Source organism: Oerskovia sp. USHLN155, from assembly GCF_037145535.1.
GTDB lineage: Bacteria > Actinomycetota > Actinomycetes > Actinomycetales > Cellulomonadaceae > Oerskovia > Oerskovia rustica.
In genome coordinates this window covers 1-17,951 of the sequence record NZ_JBBCXG010000009.1, presented here as the reverse complement: position 1 = coordinate 17,951, position 17,951 = coordinate 1, and the positions used below count along the sequence as shown (strand labels likewise).

Genomic DNA, 17,951 nt, shown 5'->3' with positions numbered 1-17,951 from the left:
CCCATGTCCGCGACGGTGCTCCACAGCTCGGTGACCGACGTCCTCGGCCAGCGCATCACCGCAGGTCACCTCCCTGCGGGCAGCACGCTGACCCTCGACGGGATCGGCACCGAGTTCGGCGTCTCCCGTACCGTGACCCGCGAGACCATGCGCCAGCTCGAAGCGCTCGGCCTCGTGCGCTCGGGCCGACGCATCGGCCTCGTCGTCCTCCCCGAGCAGGACTGGAACGTCTACGACGCCCGCATCATCCGCTGGCGCCTCGCCGGACCGGGCCGCGACGCCCAGCTGCGCTCGCTGACCGAGCTGCGCTGCGCCGTCGAACCCCTCGCCGCGGCCGGTGCCGCCCGGCACGCGACCCCCGAGGCCCGCACCGAGGCCGTCGAGCTCGCCGCGCGCATGCGCGAGCTCGGCGAGGCCGGGCGCCTCGAGGAGTTCCTCCAGCTCGACATCCGCCTGCACGCCCTGCTCCTGCGCTCGTGCGGCAACGAGATGTTCGCGGCGCTCACCGAGGTCGTCGGCGAGGTCCTCGCCGGGCGCACGCACCTGGGCCTCATGCCGCAGGCGCCCGTCGCCGAGGCGCTCGACGAGCACGAGGCCGTCGCCCGCGCCGTCGCGGCGGGAGACCCCGTCGAGGCCGAGCGCGCCATGGCGGCCCTCGTGGGCGAGGTCCGGGCGGCGCTCGCGGAGTGAGCGGTCGCCCCGCCGGCCCGACGGCGTCGCGCACCGCGCGCAGGGGACTCACGTCCTGAGACGGTCGCCCCGGGAGACGGTTTTCCGGCCGGTGCGAGGTAGCCTCGTCGCTCGTGCCCCGCCTCGACGGCATCCTTGCCGACACGACCCCGCTCCGCGTCTCCCCGCCCTTCCGCCGGCTGTGGTGGGGGCTCGGGATCTCCAACCTCGGTTCCCAGCTCACGGTCGTGGCCGTAGGGCTCCAGGTCTACGCGCTCACGGGCTCGACGCTCGCGGTCGGCGTGCTCGGGATCTTCGCGCTCGTGCCCCTCGTGGCGCTCGGCCTGTACGGAGGCGCGCTCGTCGACGCGTACGACCGCCGCAAGGTCGCGCTGCTCGCGTCGTGGGCGCTGTGGGTCGTCACGGGGCTGCTCGCGCTCCAGGCATGGCTCGACGTCGGGTCGGTCGGGGTCCTGTACGGGCTCGTCGCGCTCCAGTCCGCAGCGTTCGCGATCAACAACCCCGCGCGCTCGGCGATCATCCCGCGCCTGGTCGAGCCCCGCCTGCTGCCCGCCGCGAACGCGCTCCAGACGATCTCGTGGAGCATCGCGCTGACCGTGGGCCCGCTGCTCGGGGCGTTCCTCGTGGCGCTGTGGGGGTACGGGATCGCGTACACGATCGACGCGGTGCTGTTCGCGGCGGCGCTGTGGGCCGTGTGGCGGCTGCCGTCGATCCCGCCGGTCCTCACGAGCGACGTGTCAGAACCAGCGAGCACTCCGGGTCACGGTGGTCCTGACAACCCGGCGGGGGATGGGGCGGCACCCCGCCGCAAGGTCGTCGGCATCAGCTCGGTGGTCGACGGCCTGCGCTACCTCGCGACCCGGCCCAACGTCCGCACGACCTTCCTGGTCGACCTCGCCGCGATGATCCTCGCCTTCCCGCGGGTGCTGCTGCCCGCGGTCGGCGTCCTGTTCATCGGGGGCGGTGAGACCACGACGGGCGTCCTGAGCGCGGCGTTCGCGGTCGGCGCGGTGCTCGCCGGGGTGTTCTCCGGGGCGCTGTCGCGCGTGCGCTGGCAGGGGCTGGTGATCGCGTGGGCCATCACGGCGTGGGGGCTGTCGATCGCGGCGTTCGGTGCCGTGCTGCTCCTGGTCGGCTCGACGAACCCGTCGCAGGTGCTCGTGGGCGGGCTCGTCGCGGCGTGCGTCGCGCTCGCCCTCGCGGGGGCCTCCGACGCCGTGAGCGCGGTCTTCCGCCAGACGATCCTGCAGACTGCGACCCCCGACGACATGCGCGGCCGACTCCAGGGGGTCTTCATCGTGGTCGTCGCGGGCGGCCCCCGCCTGGGCGAGGTCGTGCTCGGTGCGCAGGCGAGCTGGTTCGGCGAGGCGTGGGCCGCGGTCGCGGGCGGCCTGGCCTGCATCGTCGTGGTGTGGCTGATCCTGCGGGCGCAGCCGCGCTTCCTCAGGTACGACGCGCTGCACCCCGAGCCGTAGGGCGGTCTGGTCCGGTTCGTCGAGCGTGCAGTTCGGGTCGCCGGAAGAGCCCCACGGCAGCCCGAACTGCACGCTCGGCGATCCGGGGTCGGGCGTGCGCGGCCGGTTCCGGGACGCCGACCCTCTCGGGCTGCCCGTCCCGCTCCTGGTCGGAGCGGGCGTCGTGCTGCTGCTCCTCGCGACCTTCCTGCGGTTCACCGCGCGAGGGGGCACACTCGGTGACCCGGCGGAGACACCGTCGCACCTCCGACGCCGCAGGTCACCTGTCGCGTGACCCTCACCACGGTCGCTCACCGCGCGACCACGCCTTCTCCTCACTATCGTCGAAGGACAACCTGACACGGAGGGGGTCGTCATGACCAGCAACGACGCGGGAGCGGCTGGGGACGCACAGGCCCAGGCCAGGGCCAAGCGGCTGAACAAGAAGGTCGTCGGGATCAGCCTGGCGGCCGCACTGGGTGGCTTCCTGTTCGGGTTCGACACGGCGGTGATCAACGGGGCCGTCGACTCCCTGTCCGAGACGTTCGAGCTGAACGCGGCGATCACCGGGTTCGCGGTGTCGTCGGCGCTCATCGGCTGTGCGGTGGGCGCCTGGTTCGCGGGGCCCGTCGCGAACAAGATCGGCCGCATCAAGGTCATGCTCATCGCGTCGGCACTGTTCTTCGTGTCGGCGTTCGGTTCCGGGCTCGCGTTCTCGGTGGTCGACCTGATCCTGTGGCGCGTGGTCGGCGGCCTGGGTATCGGTGCCGCGTCGGTCATCGCGCCCGCGTACATCGCCGAGGTCTCGCCGGCGCGCATCCGTGGGCGGCTGGGGTCGTTGCAGCAGCTCGCGATCGTGACCGGCATCTTCGCCTCGCTCCTCACGGACGCCGCCCTGGCAGGGGCCGCTGGCGGTGCGTCGAACGTGCTGTGGCTGGGCCAGGAGGCGTGGCGCTGGATGTTCATGGCGGCCGCGGTCCCGGCGGTCGCGTACGGCCTGTTCGCGCTCCGCATCCCGGAGTCCCCGCGCTACCTGGTGGCGAAGGGCGAGACGAAGAAGGCCGCCGAGGTCCTGCGGGAGTTCACGGGGGTCGAGGACGTCGACCACAAGATCGCGGACATCGAGAACTCCCTCAAGTCGGACACGAAGGCGTCGATCAAGGACCTGAGGGGCAAGCGCCTGGGTCTCAAGCCGATCGTCTGGGTCGGCATCCTGCTCTCGGTCTTCCAGCAGTTCGTCGGCATCAACGTGATCTTCTACTACTCGACGACGCTGTGGCGGTCGGTCGGGTTCTCGGAGGACGACGCGCTCCTGACCTCGGTCATCACGTCGGTCACGAACATCGTGGTGACGATCGTGGCGATCCTCCTGATCGACCGGATCGGCCGCCGCATCCTGCTCCTCGCGGGATCGACGGGCATGTTCGTCTCGCTCGGCATGATGGCCGTCGCGTTCACGCAGGCCACGATGACCACGGCCTCCGACGGCACGTCCACGGCCTCGCTCGACGGCGCCTGGGCCACGGTCGCGCTCATCGCGGCCAACGCGTTCGTGGTGTTCTTCGGGGCGTCGTGGGGGCCGGTCGTCTGGGTGCTGCTGGGGGAGATGTTCCCCAACCGCATCCGTGCGAGCGCGCTCGCGGTCGCGGCCGCTGCGCAGTGGGTCGCGAACTTCGCGATCTCGACGACCTTCCCCGTGCTGGCCGACATCGGCCTGAGCTTCGCGTACGCGTTCTACGCGTTCTTCGCGCTGCTGTCGCTGTTCTTCGTCTTCTACAAGATCCCGGAGACGCGCGGCAAGGAGCTCGAGGACATGCGCGACGACTTCGTCATCAAGCGCGGGCACATCGTCGAGTCGGCCTGACGCCCGGCCCTCGACGAGCGCGCAGATGCCCCCGATCCCCTCCCGGATCGGGGGCATCTCCCGTTCGGGGGTGAGGGCCGTGCGCTACGCGAGTCCCGTGTCGCGCGCGACGATCGCGGCCTGCATGCGGGTCGTGACCTGGAGCTTGGCGAGCACGCGTGACACGTGCGTCTTCGCGGTGGCCTCGCTGATGACGAGCGCGTCGGCGATGCCCTGGTTGGACAGCCCGCGGCCGAGGGCTGCGAGCACGTCGGTCTCGCGCGGGGTCAGGTCGGACAGGCGCGGGTCGCCCGGCGTCCCCGTGCCCGACGGCGGCGCGCCCCCCGGGAGGTGAGCGGCGCCGTCGGGCCGTGGGGCGGACGCGAACGCCGCGAGGAGGCGGCGCGTGACCTCGGGTGCGAGGACGCCGTCCCCGGCCGCGACGCGGCGGACCGCGTCGATGAGGGCGGCGGGCTCCGCGGTCTTGAGCAGGAATCCCGCGGCCCCTGCGCGCAGGGCCTCGTCGACGTACTCGTCGAGGTCGAACGTCGTCAGGACGAGGACCTCGGCGAGGCGTTCGGCGACGATCGTGCGCGTGGCCTCGATGCCGTCGACGCCGGGCATGCGCAGGTCCATGAGGACGACCTCGGGGCGCAGGGCGCGGGCGTTCGTGATCGCGGCGGCGCCGTCGGAGGCCTCGCCCACGACCTCGACGTCCGGTGCGGAGTCGAGCAGGAAGCGCAGGCCGGCGCGGATGGCGGCGTGGTCGTCGGCGAGCAGGACACGGATCATGCGGGGGCTCCGGGTGTGTCGGTGGGGTCGAGGGCGGGCGGGGTGCGTCCTGACGCCTCGGTGCAGGACCGGCTCAGCGGCAGGTCGGCCCGGACGGTCCACGCGTCGCCCGCGTCGGTCGGGCCTGCCCGGAACGTGCCGCCGAGCGCCTCGGCGCGCTCGCGCATCGTGAGGAGACCGGTGCGGGCGCTCAGGCTCGGGGGCAGCGGCCCGGAGCGGGCGGTCAGGGTGCTCGTGACCTCGACCGTGAGTCGGTGCTCGGGCGGCTCGTCCAGCCCGAGCACGACCCGCACGCGGCCCCCCGGGGCGTGCTTGGCCGCGTTCGTCAGTGCCTCCTGCACGATCCGGTGCGCGGCCTGGTCGAGAGCCGACGGGAGGCGCGCCGACCGGGCGTCGTCGGGGTCCTCGACCTCGACCGTGAGGCCCTGGGCGCGTGCGGACGAGATCACGTCGTCGAGCCCGGCCAGGCGCGCGGGGGCCGCGACGGCCTCGCCCGCGAGCACCGTGCCGCGCGACGCGTCGCGGGTCTCGGGGCCGGCCGAGCCGTCGGTGCGTGGCAGGTCCGAGCGCAGCAGCAGGATCATGGCTCGCATCTCCTCGAGCGACGTGATGCTGCTCGACCGCACGAGCTCGAGCGCCGCCCGGTCCTTCGCGGCGTCGGGAGGCGACGCGAGCGCGGCCCCCGAGTGGATCGCGATGGCCGACAGGTGCGACGCGATGACGTCGTGCAGGTCGCGTGCCATCGCGGCGCGCTCGGCCCGCACGGCCTCGTGCTGACCGAGCTCGGCGATCTGCTCCAGGTCGGCTGCCCGTTGAGCCTCGAGGTCGGCGCGCTGCGCCTCCAGGTCGGCCCGCTCGGCCGAGAGCGCGGCGAGGTCGGTCTTCTGGCGCACGTTCGCGGCCCACCACAGGGGCGTCGCGATGATCGCCGCCGCCTGGATGCCGCCGAGGGCGAACCCCTGCACGTCCCGGAAGTACTCGCCCGTGGCCACCGCGGCCGCGACGACGAGCACCGTCACGACGACGTTGACGACCGCCCGGAGCCGCCTGCTCCCGTAGAGGCCGCACGCGAACAGCAGCTCCCACAGGACCAGGAGCATGCTGAGGCTGCCGCCGATCAGGACGTCGGCGACGACCGCGACGGTCCCGCCCACGAGGGCGAGCGCGGTGTGGCGGCGCTTGGCGAGCAGGATCAGGCAGCCGACCGCGAGGGGCACGACGTGCCACCACCGGTTCGCGGGCTGCACGAACGCAGACACGGACCAGACCGAGACCACCCCGACCGCAAGCAGCGCGACCCCGACGAGGAACGTCCCGGCCGCGTCGTACGGGTCCCCGCCGGGCCCGTCGTCGCGGAACCCGGCGTCGACCCGGCGCACGAGCCGCCGAATGCGCGAGGCGTGGCTCGGCGCCGTCGCCGCGTCGGCGCCCGCGGTCGGGGACCCGGTGTCGGCAGCCGTGGGCAGGGGGTCGGGCACGCCCCCATCACAGCACAGCGACCCCGCCCGGGGATCGCCCGAACGATGTACGGCGCGCCGCCCGCCGGCCCGAGGATCACTCGTCCGCCCGACGACGCCACCCGCCGCCGCGCACGAACCTTGCGGCATGGAACTCCTGCCCCTCCTCGGTGCGCTCGTCGTCCTGGCCCTCGTCGACTCGACGAGCTTCGGGACGCTGCTCATCCCCGTGTGGCTCCTCATGACCCCGGGGCGGGTGCGCGTCGCGCGCCTGCTCGTCTACCTGGGCACGATCGTCGGGTTCTACCTCGTGGTCGGGGTCGTGATCGCGCTGGGGGCGGAGGCCTTCGCCGAAGGGTTCGGCGAGCTCTTCGAGACACGGCCCGCCCGGATCGTCGAGCTGCTCGTGGGGGCCGCGCTCGTCGCGTACAGCTTCCACCTCGACCGACGGTCCAAGGGCTCGTCGGACGGACAGGGGCGCGTCCTGCGGTGGCGGGCCCGCGCGATGGGAGCGTCGGACGAGACGGGAGCGGCGCCGTCGGCCCTCACGCCCGTGCCCGACGGCGCAGCGCGCCCCGTACCCGGCTCGCACCCGGGCGTGGCGACCGCGCCGCGCACCGGCTCCGTGACGGCCCTCATGGGGCTGGCGCTCGCGGCTGCGGCGATCGAGCTCGCGTCGATGCTGCCGTACCTCGCGGCGATCGGGATGATGACGCGCGCGGACCTCGGGTGGCCTGCGACGGCGGTCGTCCTGGCGGGGTACTGCGTCGTCATGGTGCTGCCCGCGCTGGTGCTCCTGGCGGGACGGGTCCTCGCGGCCCGCCAGGTGGGGCCGCTCCTCGACCGGCTCAACGCGTGGATGACGAGGAACGCGGCGTCGACCACGGCGTGGGTCGTGGGGATCGTAGGGTTCCTGCTCGCGCGCGACGCCGTGGTGTGGCTCGGCTGGATCGGGTAGGCATTTGCCGGAACGGCAACGGCGCTTGCGCGCGGGCCGGGCCAGGCCCCATGGTCGGGGAAGACGGCCGACCCCTGCGGCCCGCCCCGACCCGAGGAGCCCGCGTGGCACACGACCACCAGAACCACGAGCACGGCCACCAGCAGCACCACCACGACCAGGCGTTCTGGGACGAGCGCTACGGTTCCGCGGCATCGGTGTGGAGCGGCAACCCGAACCCGCAGCTCGTGCGCGAGGTCGCCGACCTGCCCGCGGGCAGCGCGCTCGAGGTGGGTGCGGGCGAGGGGGCCGACGCGGTGTGGCTCGCGCGGCAGGGGTGGCGCGTGGTCGGGCTCGACGTGTCGCCCGTAGCCCTCGCGAAGGCCGCGGCGCACGCGGACGCGGTGAGCGCCGAGGTCGCCGAGCGCATCGAGTGGCGCCAGGCCGACCTCGTCGGGTGGGAGCCGGGGGACGAGCGGTTCGACCTCGTCACGGCCCACTTCATGCACCTGCCGGCCGACCTGCGCCGCCAGGTCTTCCCGCGCCTCGCGCAGGCCGTGGCACCGGGTGGGCGGCTGCTCGTCGTCGGGCACCACCCCGAGGACCACGAGACGGTGCGCCGCGAGTTCGACGAGCACTTCTTCTACACGGGCGACGATCTCCTGAGCGAGCTCGACCTCGACGGGTGGACGGTCGAGACCAACGACGCGCCCACCCGCGAGATGCTCGACGCCGAGGGACGCCCGGCCACGATCCGCGACACGGTCCTGCGGGTGCGGAGGCCGTAGCCCCGCTCCGGGCTACGCCTGGGGCGCGGTGCGGAGCGTGATCCCCTGGGGGCCCGCGTCGAGCGCGGTCACGTGGGCGCTCGAGCCGTCGGGGAGCAGCACGACGAGCCGGTCGCTGCCGTTCGCGCGGACGCGCGCGTACTGGAGCTGGGTGGTCAGGTCGTGGATGCCGAGGGGCCGGGCGCCGGGCGCGTGGTCCGGTGCGGGCGCGTCCTGCTGCCCGACGTCGTCGCGCGCCGCCGCGGTCGGGTGCGGGACGGTCAGGGGTGACGTCGAGGTGGGGCCGGACTCGTAGGACCGGAGCGTGCCGACGATCGCGTCGATGAGCTCGTCGACCTCGGTGACCTCGTAGCCCTCACGCCACTTCGTGGCCGAGAACCGGACGTCCCCGGCCGCCGCCGAGGTGAGCAACACCGTGCCGGGACGGCCGCCCGCCTCGTACGCCTTGAGCGTCGCGCTGACGTCGTCGAGGTAGATGTCGACCTGCTCGACGTCGTATCCCTCACGGAACTTGGTCGCGGTGAACGTCGTGTCCAGGACCTGCTGTGCGGTCAGCATGCGGGGTGCTCCGAGGGGTGAGGTGGGACGGCGGGGGGGGGGGGGGGGGGGGGGGGCCGGGGGGCGCCCGGCCCGCGCCCCCCCCCCCCCCGCGGGGGGGGGGGGGGGGGGGCGGGGGGGGCCCGGGCGGGGCCCCCCCGCGCCCCCCCCCACCGGTGTCAGGGACGGATCAGTTGGACGACGCGGTCGACGCGGCCGAACCGTTCGACGCCGACTGGCCGCTCAGGTGACCGCCGGCGAGCCCGGCGATGAGCTGGTTGATGTCGACGCCCGTGAGCTGCTTGATGACCTGCTGGCCCTCGCCCAGCACCGACGCGACGTTCTTGGTGACCGCGCTCGCGCCGTCGGTCGAGATGACGGTCATGCCCTGGATCTTGCCGATGGGCTCGGCCGCGGCGCGGACGATCTCCGGGAGGCGCTCGATGAGCTCCTGGACCAGGGCCGCCTCGCCGTACTTCTTGAGCGCCTCGGCCTTGGCGTCCGTGGCGACGGCCTCTGCGCGCCCCTCGGCCTCGACCGCGAACGCCCGCGCCTCACCCTCGGCCTTGATACCGACGGCCAGGGCGACCTGGCGGTCACGCTCGGCCTCACCGGCGCGGCGGACGGCCTCGGCGGAGGCCTCGGCGTCCTGGATCGCGGCGGTCTTGTTGGCCTCGGCGATCGTGGTGCGCTTGTAGGCGTCGGCCTCGGTCGCGGCGTTCGACGAGTCGCGCTGGGCGTTGGCGCGCTGGACCTCGGCGTAGGCCGCGGCCTCGGCGGGCTTGCGGATCTCGATGTCGAGGCGCTCCTGCGTCACACGGGCCTGCTCGGCGAGGGCCTCGCGCTCCTCGACCGCGACCAGGCGCTCCTGCTCGGCCCGGGCGAGCTGACCTGCGGCCTCCGCCTCGGCGTTGGCCTTGTCGGTCTCGGCCTTGATGATCGCGCGCTTGAGGTCGAGGGCCTTCTGGCGCTCGGCGATCTGCTCGGCGGCGTCGATCGCGGCGAACTCCGACGCCCGCTGCGCCTCGGCCTCGGAGACCTCGGCGACCTGGCGGGCCCGAGCGGCCTCGGCACGGCCGAGGTTCGCGAGGTAGTCGGAGCCCGGCGTCGAGATGTCCGAGATGTTGAGCAGGTCGACCTGCAGGCCCTGCTCCGAGAGGTCGGTCTTGGTCGACTCGACGACGCGGTCCGAGAGGCCCTTGCGGTCGGAGATGATCTGCTCGATCGTCATGTCGCCCACGATCGAGCGCAGCGAGCCCTCGAGGGACTCCTTGATGATCTCGGTCAGCGTGCCCTGCTGGGACAGGAAGCGCTGGGCCGCACGGCGCACGCCCTCCTCGTCACCACGGACCTTGAAGTTGATCGAGGCCTTGATCGCGATCTTGATGCGGTTCTTGTCGACGCCCTCGACCGTGATGCCGATCTGGCGCTGCTCGAGGGAGATGGAGAAGCCCTGCTGGAGGATGGGCCACACGAACGTGCGGCCGCCGGTGACGACGCGCTGGCCGGTGCCCGCGGCCTCCTTGCGGCCCGCGCCGCGCCCGACGATGATCAGGGCCTCGTTCGGGGGGACGCGCCGGATGCGCTTGGCGATGAAGGTGATGATCGCGAAGAACGCGATGACCAGGGCGATCGTGGCGATGATGCCGACGAGGTTGGAATCTTCGAGCATGTCGGTACGCGCCTGCGGCGCGACTCCTTTCGGTGGCGGGTCGTGCGTGCGGGTCGTGCGGTCGTGCCGGTCCTGCTGGTGGTGCTGGTGGTGCTCGTCGTGCGGCCGGGGTCGCCGGCGGGGTCATCCGTGGGAGAGGTCAGTCGTTGGGGAAGTACCGCCGGACGCGGACGCGCGTGCCGGACTGCTCGAGGACGACGACGCGGGCCCCCGAGGGGATCGGCTCGTCGGCCCAGGCGAGGCGTCGTTCGAGCTCGTGCGCGGCGTCGAGCGAGACCTCTCCGGTCGCGGGCGAGATGTCGCTCGTCGCGGTGCCCTGGACGCCGACGAGGGAGACCGGGACGGCGTCGTCGGACGCGCGGAGCTTGGCCGTCAGCACGGCCACGAGGAGGACTGCGAGGGCTGCGAGGACCGCGGAGCCCACGTACGCGAGGACGACGGGCAGGTCGTTCGAGACGACGATCGCCCCGGTCGCGCCGAACACGATCGCCCCGACGCCGAGCGAGGTCCCCGAGACGGCGCCGTCGCCGAGCTCGATGAACTCCCCGAGGATCATCGAGATCAGGACGAGCGCGAGCCCGACGATGCCGACGACGACGAACGTGATCACCGCATACCCCCCAGGGTCGGTCACGTCGCGCCGCCGAGCACGGGCCGCCCGAGCACTTGACGTGATCGTGAACTTGCCCGAACTCTAGCGTGACTCAACCCTGCCCCGGGACGAGATGGGTAGTCCGCACCATGCGGCCCGTTCGTCCCGGGTGGTCCCGCGCTCTGCGGAGCGGCCGTCGGACGCACCCCGGGACATGGCCCGATGCGCGTCCGACGGCCGGTGCGTGGGGTCAGCGGGAGAGCTGGTCCAGCAGCACGTCGAGGTTCGCCGCGGCCGTGTCCCGGTAGCCCTGGACCCATTCGCCCTGGTAGTCGCGGGGGACGACCTCGGTCACGAGCACCGCGCTGATGTACGCGCGGTACAGGAGCAGGCGCACGTCGGCGGCCCCGAGCGTGCTCGCCCCGGGACGCACCTGCCCGACGGCGCCGCGCACGCGGGGAGCGCCGTCGTCGGGCGGGATTTCACCCGGGGCGGGGGACGTGAACCACGGCTCCTCGACGGGAAGCCGGCCGCCCGCCGAACGGTAGCCCTCGGCGATCGCGGGCGGGACGGGACCGAGGCCGAGCTGGTCGGCGCCCGCGAGCTCGTACAGGGGGTCGGCCCACAGGCAGCGCTCGGTGTCGATCACGCCGCTCAGCCGCAGCGGGGACGGCTCGTCGGGGGAGCCTGCGGGGTCCACGGGGCCGGGCGACCCGGCCGCGAGGAAGAGGTTGCCCGGCCACAGGTCGGCGTGGACGAGGCGCGGGACCGTGACCTCGGCGAGCGCGTCGTGGTGGCGCGCGACCACGGCCCGCAGGGCGTCGGCGGGGAGGTCGACGTCCCAGGTGCGGGCGTCGGCGAGCAGCGCGTCGACCATGAGGCCGAACGCCTCGGGCCACGTCGGGGCGCTCATCCCGGACGCGGGGGCGGGGTAGCCGAACGCGTCTCCCGTGACGGTGTGCAGGCGGGCCATGAACGCGCCGAGGTCGTGCCGCACGCGCTCCGTCGCGGCGTCGTCGAGCGGGGGCAGCGTGTTCCACACGTCGCCGTCGAGGAACGTGACGACCAGGGCGTCGCCGTCGAGCGCGGTCCGGCTGAAGTCGCTGTGGACGACGCGCGGCATGAGGAGGTCGGGGCGGTCCGCCACGCGCCGGTAGACGTCCTCCTCGGTGCCGAGGATCCCGTGCTCGTAGCGCAGGAGGCGGGAGGTGTCGGCGCTCGTGATCTTCACGACGAGGCGCCGACCGTCCGTGAGGTCGACCCGGAACGTCGAGGCGAACAGGCCGCCGTCCAGGGGAGCGGCGTCGGCGATCTCGCCGAGCGGGGACACGATGCGGGAGAGCTGGTCGTCGGTGACCGTCATCTTGGTGAGCACGCTGGCGATCGTATCGATTCGAGGGGTTCTGCGGAAGGGGTGCGGACGGGGCGGGCGCACGAGCGCCGCCCGCCCCGGCGCTTCTCAGTGGACGGTCGCCAGGGCGTCGTCCGCGGGGGCGCTGGTCGCGGTCGGCGCCGTCGACCGCGACGTCCCGCCACGGACCGACCCGGCAAGCACCAGGCCGACACCCAGCACCGCCCAGCCGCCGAGGACGAGCCAGGGGAACGACGCGTCGGCGCCCGGGAAGTAGGACAGCGTGCGCAGGAGGGTCGCCGACGCGCCAGGCGGGAACCACTGCCCCATGGCCCCCCACGGGGACAGCAGCATCTCGACGGGCATCGCGGCAGCCGAGATCGGGTTGGCGAAGAGCAGGAAGACCACCGGCCCGACGGCCAGACCGGGCCGCCCGAGGATCGTGGTGGCGCCGACGATCGTGCCCGAGATCCCGAGGAGCGTGAGCGCGACGGCGGCGGAGTCGGCGAGGAACGCACCGTGCAGTCCCCCCATGCCGTGGAGGATCGCCGCGATCATCAGTCCGCCGCCGACCGCATAGGCCCCGAGCCCCGCGAGACGGCGCCCCGTGCCGCGCACCACGAGGGCGATCGCGACGCCGCCGACGAGCCCGCCGAGCACGAGGGGGAACGTGGCTGCGGCGAGGGTCGTGCCACGGGCGTCGTCGGGGGAGAGGGGCACCACGTCGGTCACGACGACGGTTGGTGCCGAGCCGACCGGTGCGCCGTGAGCGGCCGCTGCGGCGTCGACCTGGACCTGGAGCGCGGTCGCCCGCTCGCCGAGGAGCTGGGCGACGACCGGGCTCGCGGCCGAGGCCGTGAGGATCTCCGGAGCGGGACCCAGGACGATCGCGCCGTACGCGTCCCGCGCCTCGATGAGCGCCACGGCCTCGGAGCGGTCGGCGACGGCGGTGACGTCGAGGACGCCGGGGCTGCTCGCGTCGAGGCCGGCCTCGACCTGGGTGACCTGCTCTGCCGGGCCGGCGACGGCGATCGGGAGGTCCCGGGGGTCGGCCGTGACCGAGGGCCACAGGAAGGCCAGGACGAGGGTGCTCACGAGGGCGACGAGCCCGAGGGTGAGACCGAGGGTGCGCGGCCAGGGGGTGGTGCCAGGACGCGGGGGCAGGGCGTTCATCTCGGGCTCCTTAAAACGAATGTTCGTTCTTTATAGACTCGCGCCCGGCGCCCGCGCCTGTCAAGAGCGAACGTTCGGTTTATGGTGGGTCGGTGCCCAGAGTGACCGAGGAGTACCGAACCGCGCGCCGCGAAGAGATCGTCGAGGCCGCCCTGCGGGTCTTCCGCCGCAAGGGGTTCCAGGCTGCCTCGATGGCGGACATCATCGCCGAGTCAGGTGTGTCGGCCGGCGCGATCTACGGCTACTTCGCGAGCAAGACCGAGCTCGTCCACCAGACGGCGAGCCGGATCGTCGGCGCGCGAGTTCTCGACATCGAGAAGCTCGCCGCGAACGAACCGCTCCCGGTCCCGGCCGAGGTCGTCCGGGTCCTCATGACCGGAGTGCAGCGCGAGCTCCGCGACCCCCGGATCCTCGTCCAGCTCTGGGGAGAAGCCATGACCGACCCCGCGCTGCGAGAGCTCGCCGCCGGCGTCATCGACCGCATCCTGCGGACCTTCGAGGACTACCTCACCGTGTGGCACCGGAACACGAACGGCCACGGCGAGGCCGAGGCTGCGGCGCTCGCGGCCGAGCAGGCGCCGCTGTTCGTCAGCGCGTGCCAGGGGTGCATGCTCCAGTCGGCACTCGTCGAGGACTTCGACCGCGATGGCTACCTCGACCTGCTCGTGCGCTACCTCCCCCGCTGAGGGGCGTCGAACGCCCGACGCCGGACGCCCGACGCCGGACGCCCGACGCCGGACGCCGAGCGTGCAGTTCGGGCTGTCCCGGGAGCGTTCTGACAGCCCGAACTGCACACTCGACGAGCCGGGGCCGGGGCCGGACTCCAGGCCGGACCTACGGGCGCGGCACGTTGCGCAGGTTCGCCCGGGCCATCGACACGACCTCGCCCATGCCGCCGCCCAGGACCTCCTTGCTCATCGCGACCGCGAAGCCGCGGACCTGCCCGGCCGTGATGGTCGGGGGGAGGGACAGCGCGCGCGGGTCGGTCACGACGTCGACCAGCGCGGGCCCGGGGCGCGAGAGGGCGCCGCGCAGCGCCCCCCGCACGTCCTTGGCCCGCTCGACCCGCACGGACGGGATCCCGATCGCGTTCGCGACCGCGGCGTAGTCGATGTGCGGCGACTCGGTGCCGAACATGGGCAGCCCGTCGACGAGCATCTCGAGGCGCACCATGCCCAGGCTCGCGTTGTCGAACAGGACGATCTTCACGGGCAGCTCGTAGGCCTTGATGGTGATGAGCTCGCCCAGCAGCATCGACAGCCCGCCGTCGCCCGCCATGGCGACGACCTGGCGGTCGGGCTGCGCGGCCGCGACGCCGATCGCGTGCGGCACCGCGTTGGCCATGGACCCGTGCAGGAACGACCCGATGACACGCCGCTTGCCGTTGGGGCTGATGTACCGGGCAGCCCACACGTTGCACATGCCCGTGTCCACGGTGAACACCGCGTCGTCGGAGGCTTCCTGGTCGAGGACGTCCGCGACGTACTCGGGGTGGATGGGGGAGTGCTTCTCGACGTCCTTGGTGTACGCCCCGACCACGCCTGTCATCGACTTCTCGTGCTTGGCGACCATGCCGTCGAGGAACGAGCGGTTCTTGGCCGTGTCGACGAGCGGCAGCAGGAGCCGCACGGTCTCGCCCACGTCGCCGACCACGGCGACGTCGAGCCGGGTCCGGCGGCCCAGGTGCGTGGGGTCGGTGTCGACCTGCGCGGTCCGCACGGACTCGGGCAGGAACTGGTCGTACGGGAAGTCGGTGCCGAGCAGGACCAGGAGGTCTGCCTCCTGCATGGCGTCGTGCGCGGCACCGTAGCCGAGCAGCCCGCTCATCCCGACGTCGAACGGGTTGTCGTACTGGATCCACTCCTTGCCGCGCAGCGAGTGGCCGATCGGAGCCGCGATCTTGTCGGCGAGCGCGATCACGTCGTCGTGCGCCCCGCGGGTCCCCACGCCCGCGAAGATCGTGACCTTCTTGGCCTTGTTGATCGCGTCGGCCAGGGTCCGGAGCGCGTCGGGGTCCGGGACGATCCGGGGCTTCGCGGGGTGGACCGCGACGTCGATGACCTCGGCTGCGGCGTCGAGGTCCGCGACGTCGCCCGGGATGGTCAGGACCGCGACGCCCGGGGCGCCGTACGCGTGGTGGATCGCGGAGTTGATGACGCGCGGCGCCTGCGTGGCCGACGAGATCATCTCGGAGTACACCGAGCACTCGGTGAACAGGCGGTCGGGGTGCGTCTCCTGGAAGAAGCTCGTCCCGATCTGCGCGCTGGGGATGTGGCTCGCGATCGCGAGGACGGGCACCTTGGAGCGGTTGGCGTCGTACAGCCCGTTGATGAGGTGCAGGTTGCCGGGCCCGCACGAGCCCGCGCAGACCGCGAGCTTCCCGGTGACCTCGGCCTCGGCCGCGGCGGCGAACGCGGCGGCCTCCTCGTGGCGCACGTGCACCCACTCGATGCCCTTGCCCTTCCCCTTCTGGCTGCGCCGGACCGCGTCGACCACGGGGTTGAGGCTGTCGCCCACGATCCCGTAGATGCGTTCGACCCCCGCTTCGACGAGCTGCGCGACGAGGAGGTCGGCGACCGTCCTGTTGCGCTTGTCCTGGGGCCGGCCGAGTCCGAGAGCCATGAGGAAACCTCCGCACGAAAGGGTTGGGGACCTCTCCATCGTGCGCCGGAAGCCCGCGGGACGCAGCCGCTGGGGCCGTTCCGCTGGTCACGTCCGGGTGTCAGGTCCGCGTCACAGCGGGTGCGCGTCGAGTGTGCAGCTCGGGCTGTCCCCAGTGCCTCGGGACAGCCCGAAGTGCACACTCGACGAGCCAACGGGCGGCAGTGGCTACGCCTCGTCGGTCACGACGGGGTCGTCGGTGAGATCCGGGCGCGGCGCACCTCGGCGCAGGACCCGCAGCGAGGCGAGGACCGCGACGACCGCGAGCCCCGCCGCGATCATGACGACCTGGAACCCCGCGTGCGCGCCTGCGGCGTCGATGCGCGAGCCCGCGATCGACGCCCCGAACGACACGCCCACGCCCAGCGACGTCCCGACCCACGCGAGGCCCTCGGTGAGCTGGTTCGGCGTCACGAGGTTCTGCACCAGGGCGTTGCCGTTGATGAGGGTCGGGGCGATCGTGAAGCCCGTGACGAACATGACGACGGCCAGCATGGGCAGCGACGTGACCACGAAGAACAGGGAGACGCCCAGGGCGAGCGCGACCATGCCGATCGCGAACCGCTTCCACAGCGGCGAGACCCAGTGGCGGGCGCCGTAGGCGAGGCCCGAGATGAGCGAGCCGAGCGCGAAGACCGCGAGGATCAGGCCCGAAGCCGACTTGGACCCCTGCTCCTCGGCGAACGCGATGGTGGAGACGTCGGTCGCGCCGAAGATGAAGCCCATCGCGACGAAGACGACGGCCAGCACGACCATGCCGGGCGAGCGCATCGCGGAGCCGTGCTTGACGCCCGGGACGACGGGGATCACGGGTGGTTCGGTGCGGCGCTGCGACAGGAACCACACGCCGCCCACGACGGCCGCGACCGCGGGGACGATGATGCCCGCCGAGTCGGTGACCTCGGTCGCGAGCAGGGTCGCGAGGACCGGGCCGACGACGAACACGAGCTCGTCGAGAGCGGACTCCAGGGAGTAGGCGGTGTGGAGCTGTCGCGGGTCCTTGACGGCGTGGCTCCAGCGCGCGCGGACCATCGATCCGTAGGAGCCGATGCTCGCGCCCGCGACGACGGCGCTCACGTAGAGCCAGATCTCGGGGGCCTGGTTGACCGCGGAGAGGATCAGGCCCACGAGCCCGAGGGTGCTCACGACGAGCAGCGGGCGCATGACCTTGGCCTGGCCCACGCGGTCGACGTAGCGCGCGATCTGCGGCGAGGCGATGGCCTGCGCGATCACGTAGGCCGCGGACACGCGTCCGGCCAGGGCGTACGAGCCGTAGATGCCCTGGATCATCAGGACGATGCCGATGCCGACCATGGACATCGGGAGCCTCGCCACGACGGCGGCGGCCGAGAAGTTCAGCGCCCCCGGCTTGCTGAGGACGACACGGTAGGGGTTGCGGGAGTCGTCTGCCGCTGCGCGAGGGGGATCCTGTACCACCGTCTCATTCTCCCATCCGTTGCCCCGGTCGACGGCACACGCGCGGCGCGTGCGACCCCGGGAGCCGGCGACTCGTCGGCACGTACCGAGTGTCACCGTTCCACCGGGCGCGCGCGAACCGATGCGGCCCCGCATGATGAACTGGTGAGCGAGCAGACGCAGGAGATCGCGGTCGTGGACAACACGGCCGAGGAGCGCTTCGAGGCACGCACCCCCGAGGGGGAGGTGGCGGGTTTCGCCGCGTACGTGCGACAACCTGGCCAGGTCGTGTTCACGCACACCGAGGTCGACGACGCCTTCGCGGGCCACGGTGTCGGGTCGACGCTCGCGCGCGGGGCGCTCGACCAGGTGCGGGCCTCGGGGCAGAAGGTCGTGCCCCTGTGCCCGTTCATCCGGGCGTTCGTGCAGCTCCACGAGGAGTACCAGAACCTGGTCGCGCGCTGACGATCACCTGTCGCGGAAACGACCCCGCGGGGGGGGGGGGGGGGGGCCGCCCACGCCCCCGGGGGGGGTGCGCGGCCCCCGGGGGGGGGGGGGGGGGGGGGGCGGGGGGGGGGGAGGGGGGCG

General features: G+C 73.1%; 16 protein-coding genes. 7 read left to right on the top strand and 9 right to left on the bottom strand.

Annotation, left to right across the window (positions count from 1 at the left end; all coding sequences use genetic code 11):
• Positions 1-3 precede the first annotated feature (3 nt).
• The 3 genes from WFH32_RS13835 to WFH32_RS13825 all read left to right on the top strand — a co-directional run bounded on the left by WFH32_RS13835 (position 4) and on the right by WFH32_RS13825 (position 4,008).
• Complete coding sequence (locus WFH32_RS13835; protein WP_191789876.1) at positions 4-690, top strand: FadR/GntR family transcriptional regulator; 687 nt, start codon at positions 4-6, stop codon at positions 688-690.
• Between the two features lie 113 nt (positions 691-803).
• Positions 804-2,165 carry an MFS transporter gene (locus WFH32_RS13830; protein ID WP_336707908.1) on the top strand — a complete coding sequence of 454 codons (1,362 nt, stop codon included), beginning with the start codon at positions 804-806 and terminating at the stop codon, positions 2,163-2,165.
• A 355-nt stretch (positions 2,166-2,520) separates the two neighbouring features.
• Positions 2,521-4,008 (top strand): sugar porter family MFS transporter, encoded by a 1,488-nt coding sequence (locus WFH32_RS13825; RefSeq protein WP_191796586.1) that lies wholly within the window; start codon positions 2,521-2,523, stop codon positions 4,006-4,008.
• An 84-nt stretch (positions 4,009-4,092) separates the two neighbouring features.
• Here the strand turns inward: WFH32_RS13825 and WFH32_RS13820 are convergent, their stop codons facing one another.
• Together WFH32_RS13820 and WFH32_RS13815 are read right to left on the bottom strand one after the other, a co-directional pair.
• A complete protein-coding gene (locus WFH32_RS13820; protein ID WP_336707906.1) occupies positions 4,093-4,779 on the bottom strand; it encodes a response regulator transcription factor in 687 nt (228 codons plus the stop codon).
• The gene (locus tag WFH32_RS13815) at positions 4,776-6,257 is read right to left on the bottom strand and encodes a sensor histidine kinase (RefSeq protein WP_336707904.1); all 1,482 of its coding nucleotides are present in this window, start codon (positions 6,255-6,257) and stop codon (positions 4,776-4,778) included. The genes WFH32_RS13820 and WFH32_RS13815 overlap by 4 nt, the downstream gene beginning before the upstream one ends.
• A gap of 127 nt (positions 6,258-6,384) precedes the next feature.
• On the opposite strand from WFH32_RS13815, the gene WFH32_RS13810 reads away from it, so the two are divergent.
• Together WFH32_RS13810 and WFH32_RS13805 are read left to right on the top strand one after the other, a co-directional pair.
• Positions 6,385-7,194 (top strand): GAP family protein, encoded by an 810-nt coding sequence (locus WFH32_RS13810; RefSeq protein WP_336707902.1) that lies wholly within the window; start codon positions 6,385-6,387, stop codon positions 7,192-7,194.
• A 104-nt stretch (positions 7,195-7,298) separates the two neighbouring features.
• The gene (locus tag WFH32_RS13805) at positions 7,299-7,961 is read left to right on the top strand and encodes a class I SAM-dependent methyltransferase (RefSeq protein ID WP_336707901.1); all 663 of its coding nucleotides are present in this window, start codon (positions 7,299-7,301) and stop codon (positions 7,959-7,961) included.
• 12 nt (positions 7,962-7,973) lie between these two features.
• On the opposite strand, the gene WFH32_RS13800 is transcribed toward WFH32_RS13805, so the two are convergent.
• From WFH32_RS13800 to WFH32_RS13780, 5 genes are all read right to left on the bottom strand, one after another.
• On the bottom strand, positions 7,974-8,519 hold the full coding sequence (locus tag WFH32_RS13800; protein WP_336707899.1) for a DivIVA domain-containing protein: 546 nt from the start codon (positions 8,517-8,519) through the stop codon (positions 7,974-7,976).
• A gap of 169 nt (positions 8,520-8,688) precedes the next feature.
• The gene (locus WFH32_RS13795; protein WP_191796580.1) at positions 8,689-10,170 is read right to left on the bottom strand and encodes a flotillin family protein; all 1,482 of its coding nucleotides are present in this window, start codon (positions 10,168-10,170) and stop codon (positions 8,689-8,691) included.
• 139 nt (positions 10,171-10,309) lie between these two features.
• The gene (locus WFH32_RS13790; RefSeq protein WP_318244155.1) at positions 10,310-10,804 is read right to left on the bottom strand and encodes an NfeD family protein; all 495 of its coding nucleotides are present in this window, start codon (positions 10,802-10,804) and stop codon (positions 10,310-10,312) included.
• A 208-nt stretch (positions 10,805-11,012) separates the two neighbouring features.
• On the bottom strand, positions 11,013-12,137 hold the full coding sequence (locus WFH32_RS13785) for a phosphotransferase family protein (RefSeq protein ID WP_336707897.1): 1,125 nt from the start codon (positions 12,135-12,137) through the stop codon (positions 11,013-11,015).
• 84 nt (positions 12,138-12,221) lie between these two features.
• A complete protein-coding gene (locus WFH32_RS13780) occupies positions 12,222-13,286 on the bottom strand; it encodes an ABC transporter permease (protein WP_336707895.1) in 1,065 nt (354 codons plus the stop codon).
• Positions 13,287-13,378: 92 nt separating this feature from the next.
• Here WFH32_RS13780 and WFH32_RS13775 point away from each other — a divergent pair, with 92 nt between their 5' ends.
• Positions 13,379-13,972 carry a TetR/AcrR family transcriptional regulator gene (locus WFH32_RS13775; protein WP_168210032.1) on the top strand — a complete coding sequence of 198 codons (594 nt, stop codon included), beginning with the start codon at positions 13,379-13,381 and terminating at the stop codon, positions 13,970-13,972.
• Between the two features lie 148 nt (positions 13,973-14,120).
• On the opposite strand, the gene WFH32_RS13770 is transcribed toward WFH32_RS13775, so the two are convergent.
• Positions 14,121-15,908 carry a pyruvate dehydrogenase gene (locus WFH32_RS13770; RefSeq protein WP_191796577.1) on the bottom strand — a complete coding sequence of 596 codons (1,788 nt, stop codon included), beginning with the start codon at positions 15,906-15,908 and terminating at the stop codon, positions 14,121-14,123.
• A gap of 207 nt (positions 15,909-16,115) precedes the next feature.
• The gene (locus tag WFH32_RS13765; RefSeq protein WP_318244154.1) at positions 16,116-17,384 is read right to left on the bottom strand and encodes an MFS transporter; all 1,269 of its coding nucleotides are present in this window, start codon (positions 17,382-17,384) and stop codon (positions 16,116-16,118) included.
• A gap of 144 nt (positions 17,385-17,528) precedes the next feature.
• On the opposite strand from WFH32_RS13765, the gene WFH32_RS13760 reads away from it, so the two are divergent.
• Positions 17,529-17,828 (top strand): GNAT family N-acetyltransferase, encoded by a 300-nt coding sequence (locus WFH32_RS13760; protein WP_336707894.1) that lies wholly within the window; start codon positions 17,529-17,531, stop codon positions 17,826-17,828.
• Positions 17,829-17,951: the final 123 nt, after the last annotated feature.

What these genes read in the sequence shown, in the direction of transcription:
- WFH32_RS13820 (WP_336707906.1), bottom strand. Translation starts at nt 4,779, where the DNA reads ATGATCCGTGTCCTGCTCGCCGACGACCACGCCGCCATCCGCGCCGGC.
- WFH32_RS13780 (WP_336707895.1), bottom strand. Translation starts at nt 13,286, where the DNA reads ATGAACGCCCTGCCCCCGCGTCCTGGCACCACCCCCTGGCCGCGCACC.
- WFH32_RS13810 (WP_336707902.1), top strand. Translation starts at nt 6,385, where the DNA reads ATGGAACTCCTGCCCCTCCTCGGTGCGCTCGTCGTCCTGGCCCTCGTC.
- WFH32_RS13795 (WP_191796580.1), bottom strand. Translation starts at nt 10,170, where the DNA reads ATGCTCGAAGATTCCAACCTCGTCGGCATCATCGCCACGATCGCCCTG.
- WFH32_RS13800 (WP_336707899.1), bottom strand. Translation starts at nt 8,519, where the DNA reads ATGCTGACCGCACAGCAGGTCCTGGACACGACGTTCACCGCGACCAAG.
- WFH32_RS13825 (WP_191796586.1), top strand. Translation starts at nt 2,521, where the DNA reads ATGACCAGCAACGACGCGGGAGCGGCTGGGGACGCACAGGCCCAGGCC.
- WFH32_RS13770 (WP_191796577.1), bottom strand. Translation starts at nt 15,908, where the DNA reads ATGGCTCTCGGACTCGGCCGGCCCCAGGACAAGCGCAACAGGACGGTC.
- WFH32_RS13835 (WP_191789876.1), top strand. Translation starts at nt 4, where the DNA reads ATGTCCGCGACGGTGCTCCACAGCTCGGTGACCGACGTCCTCGGCCAG.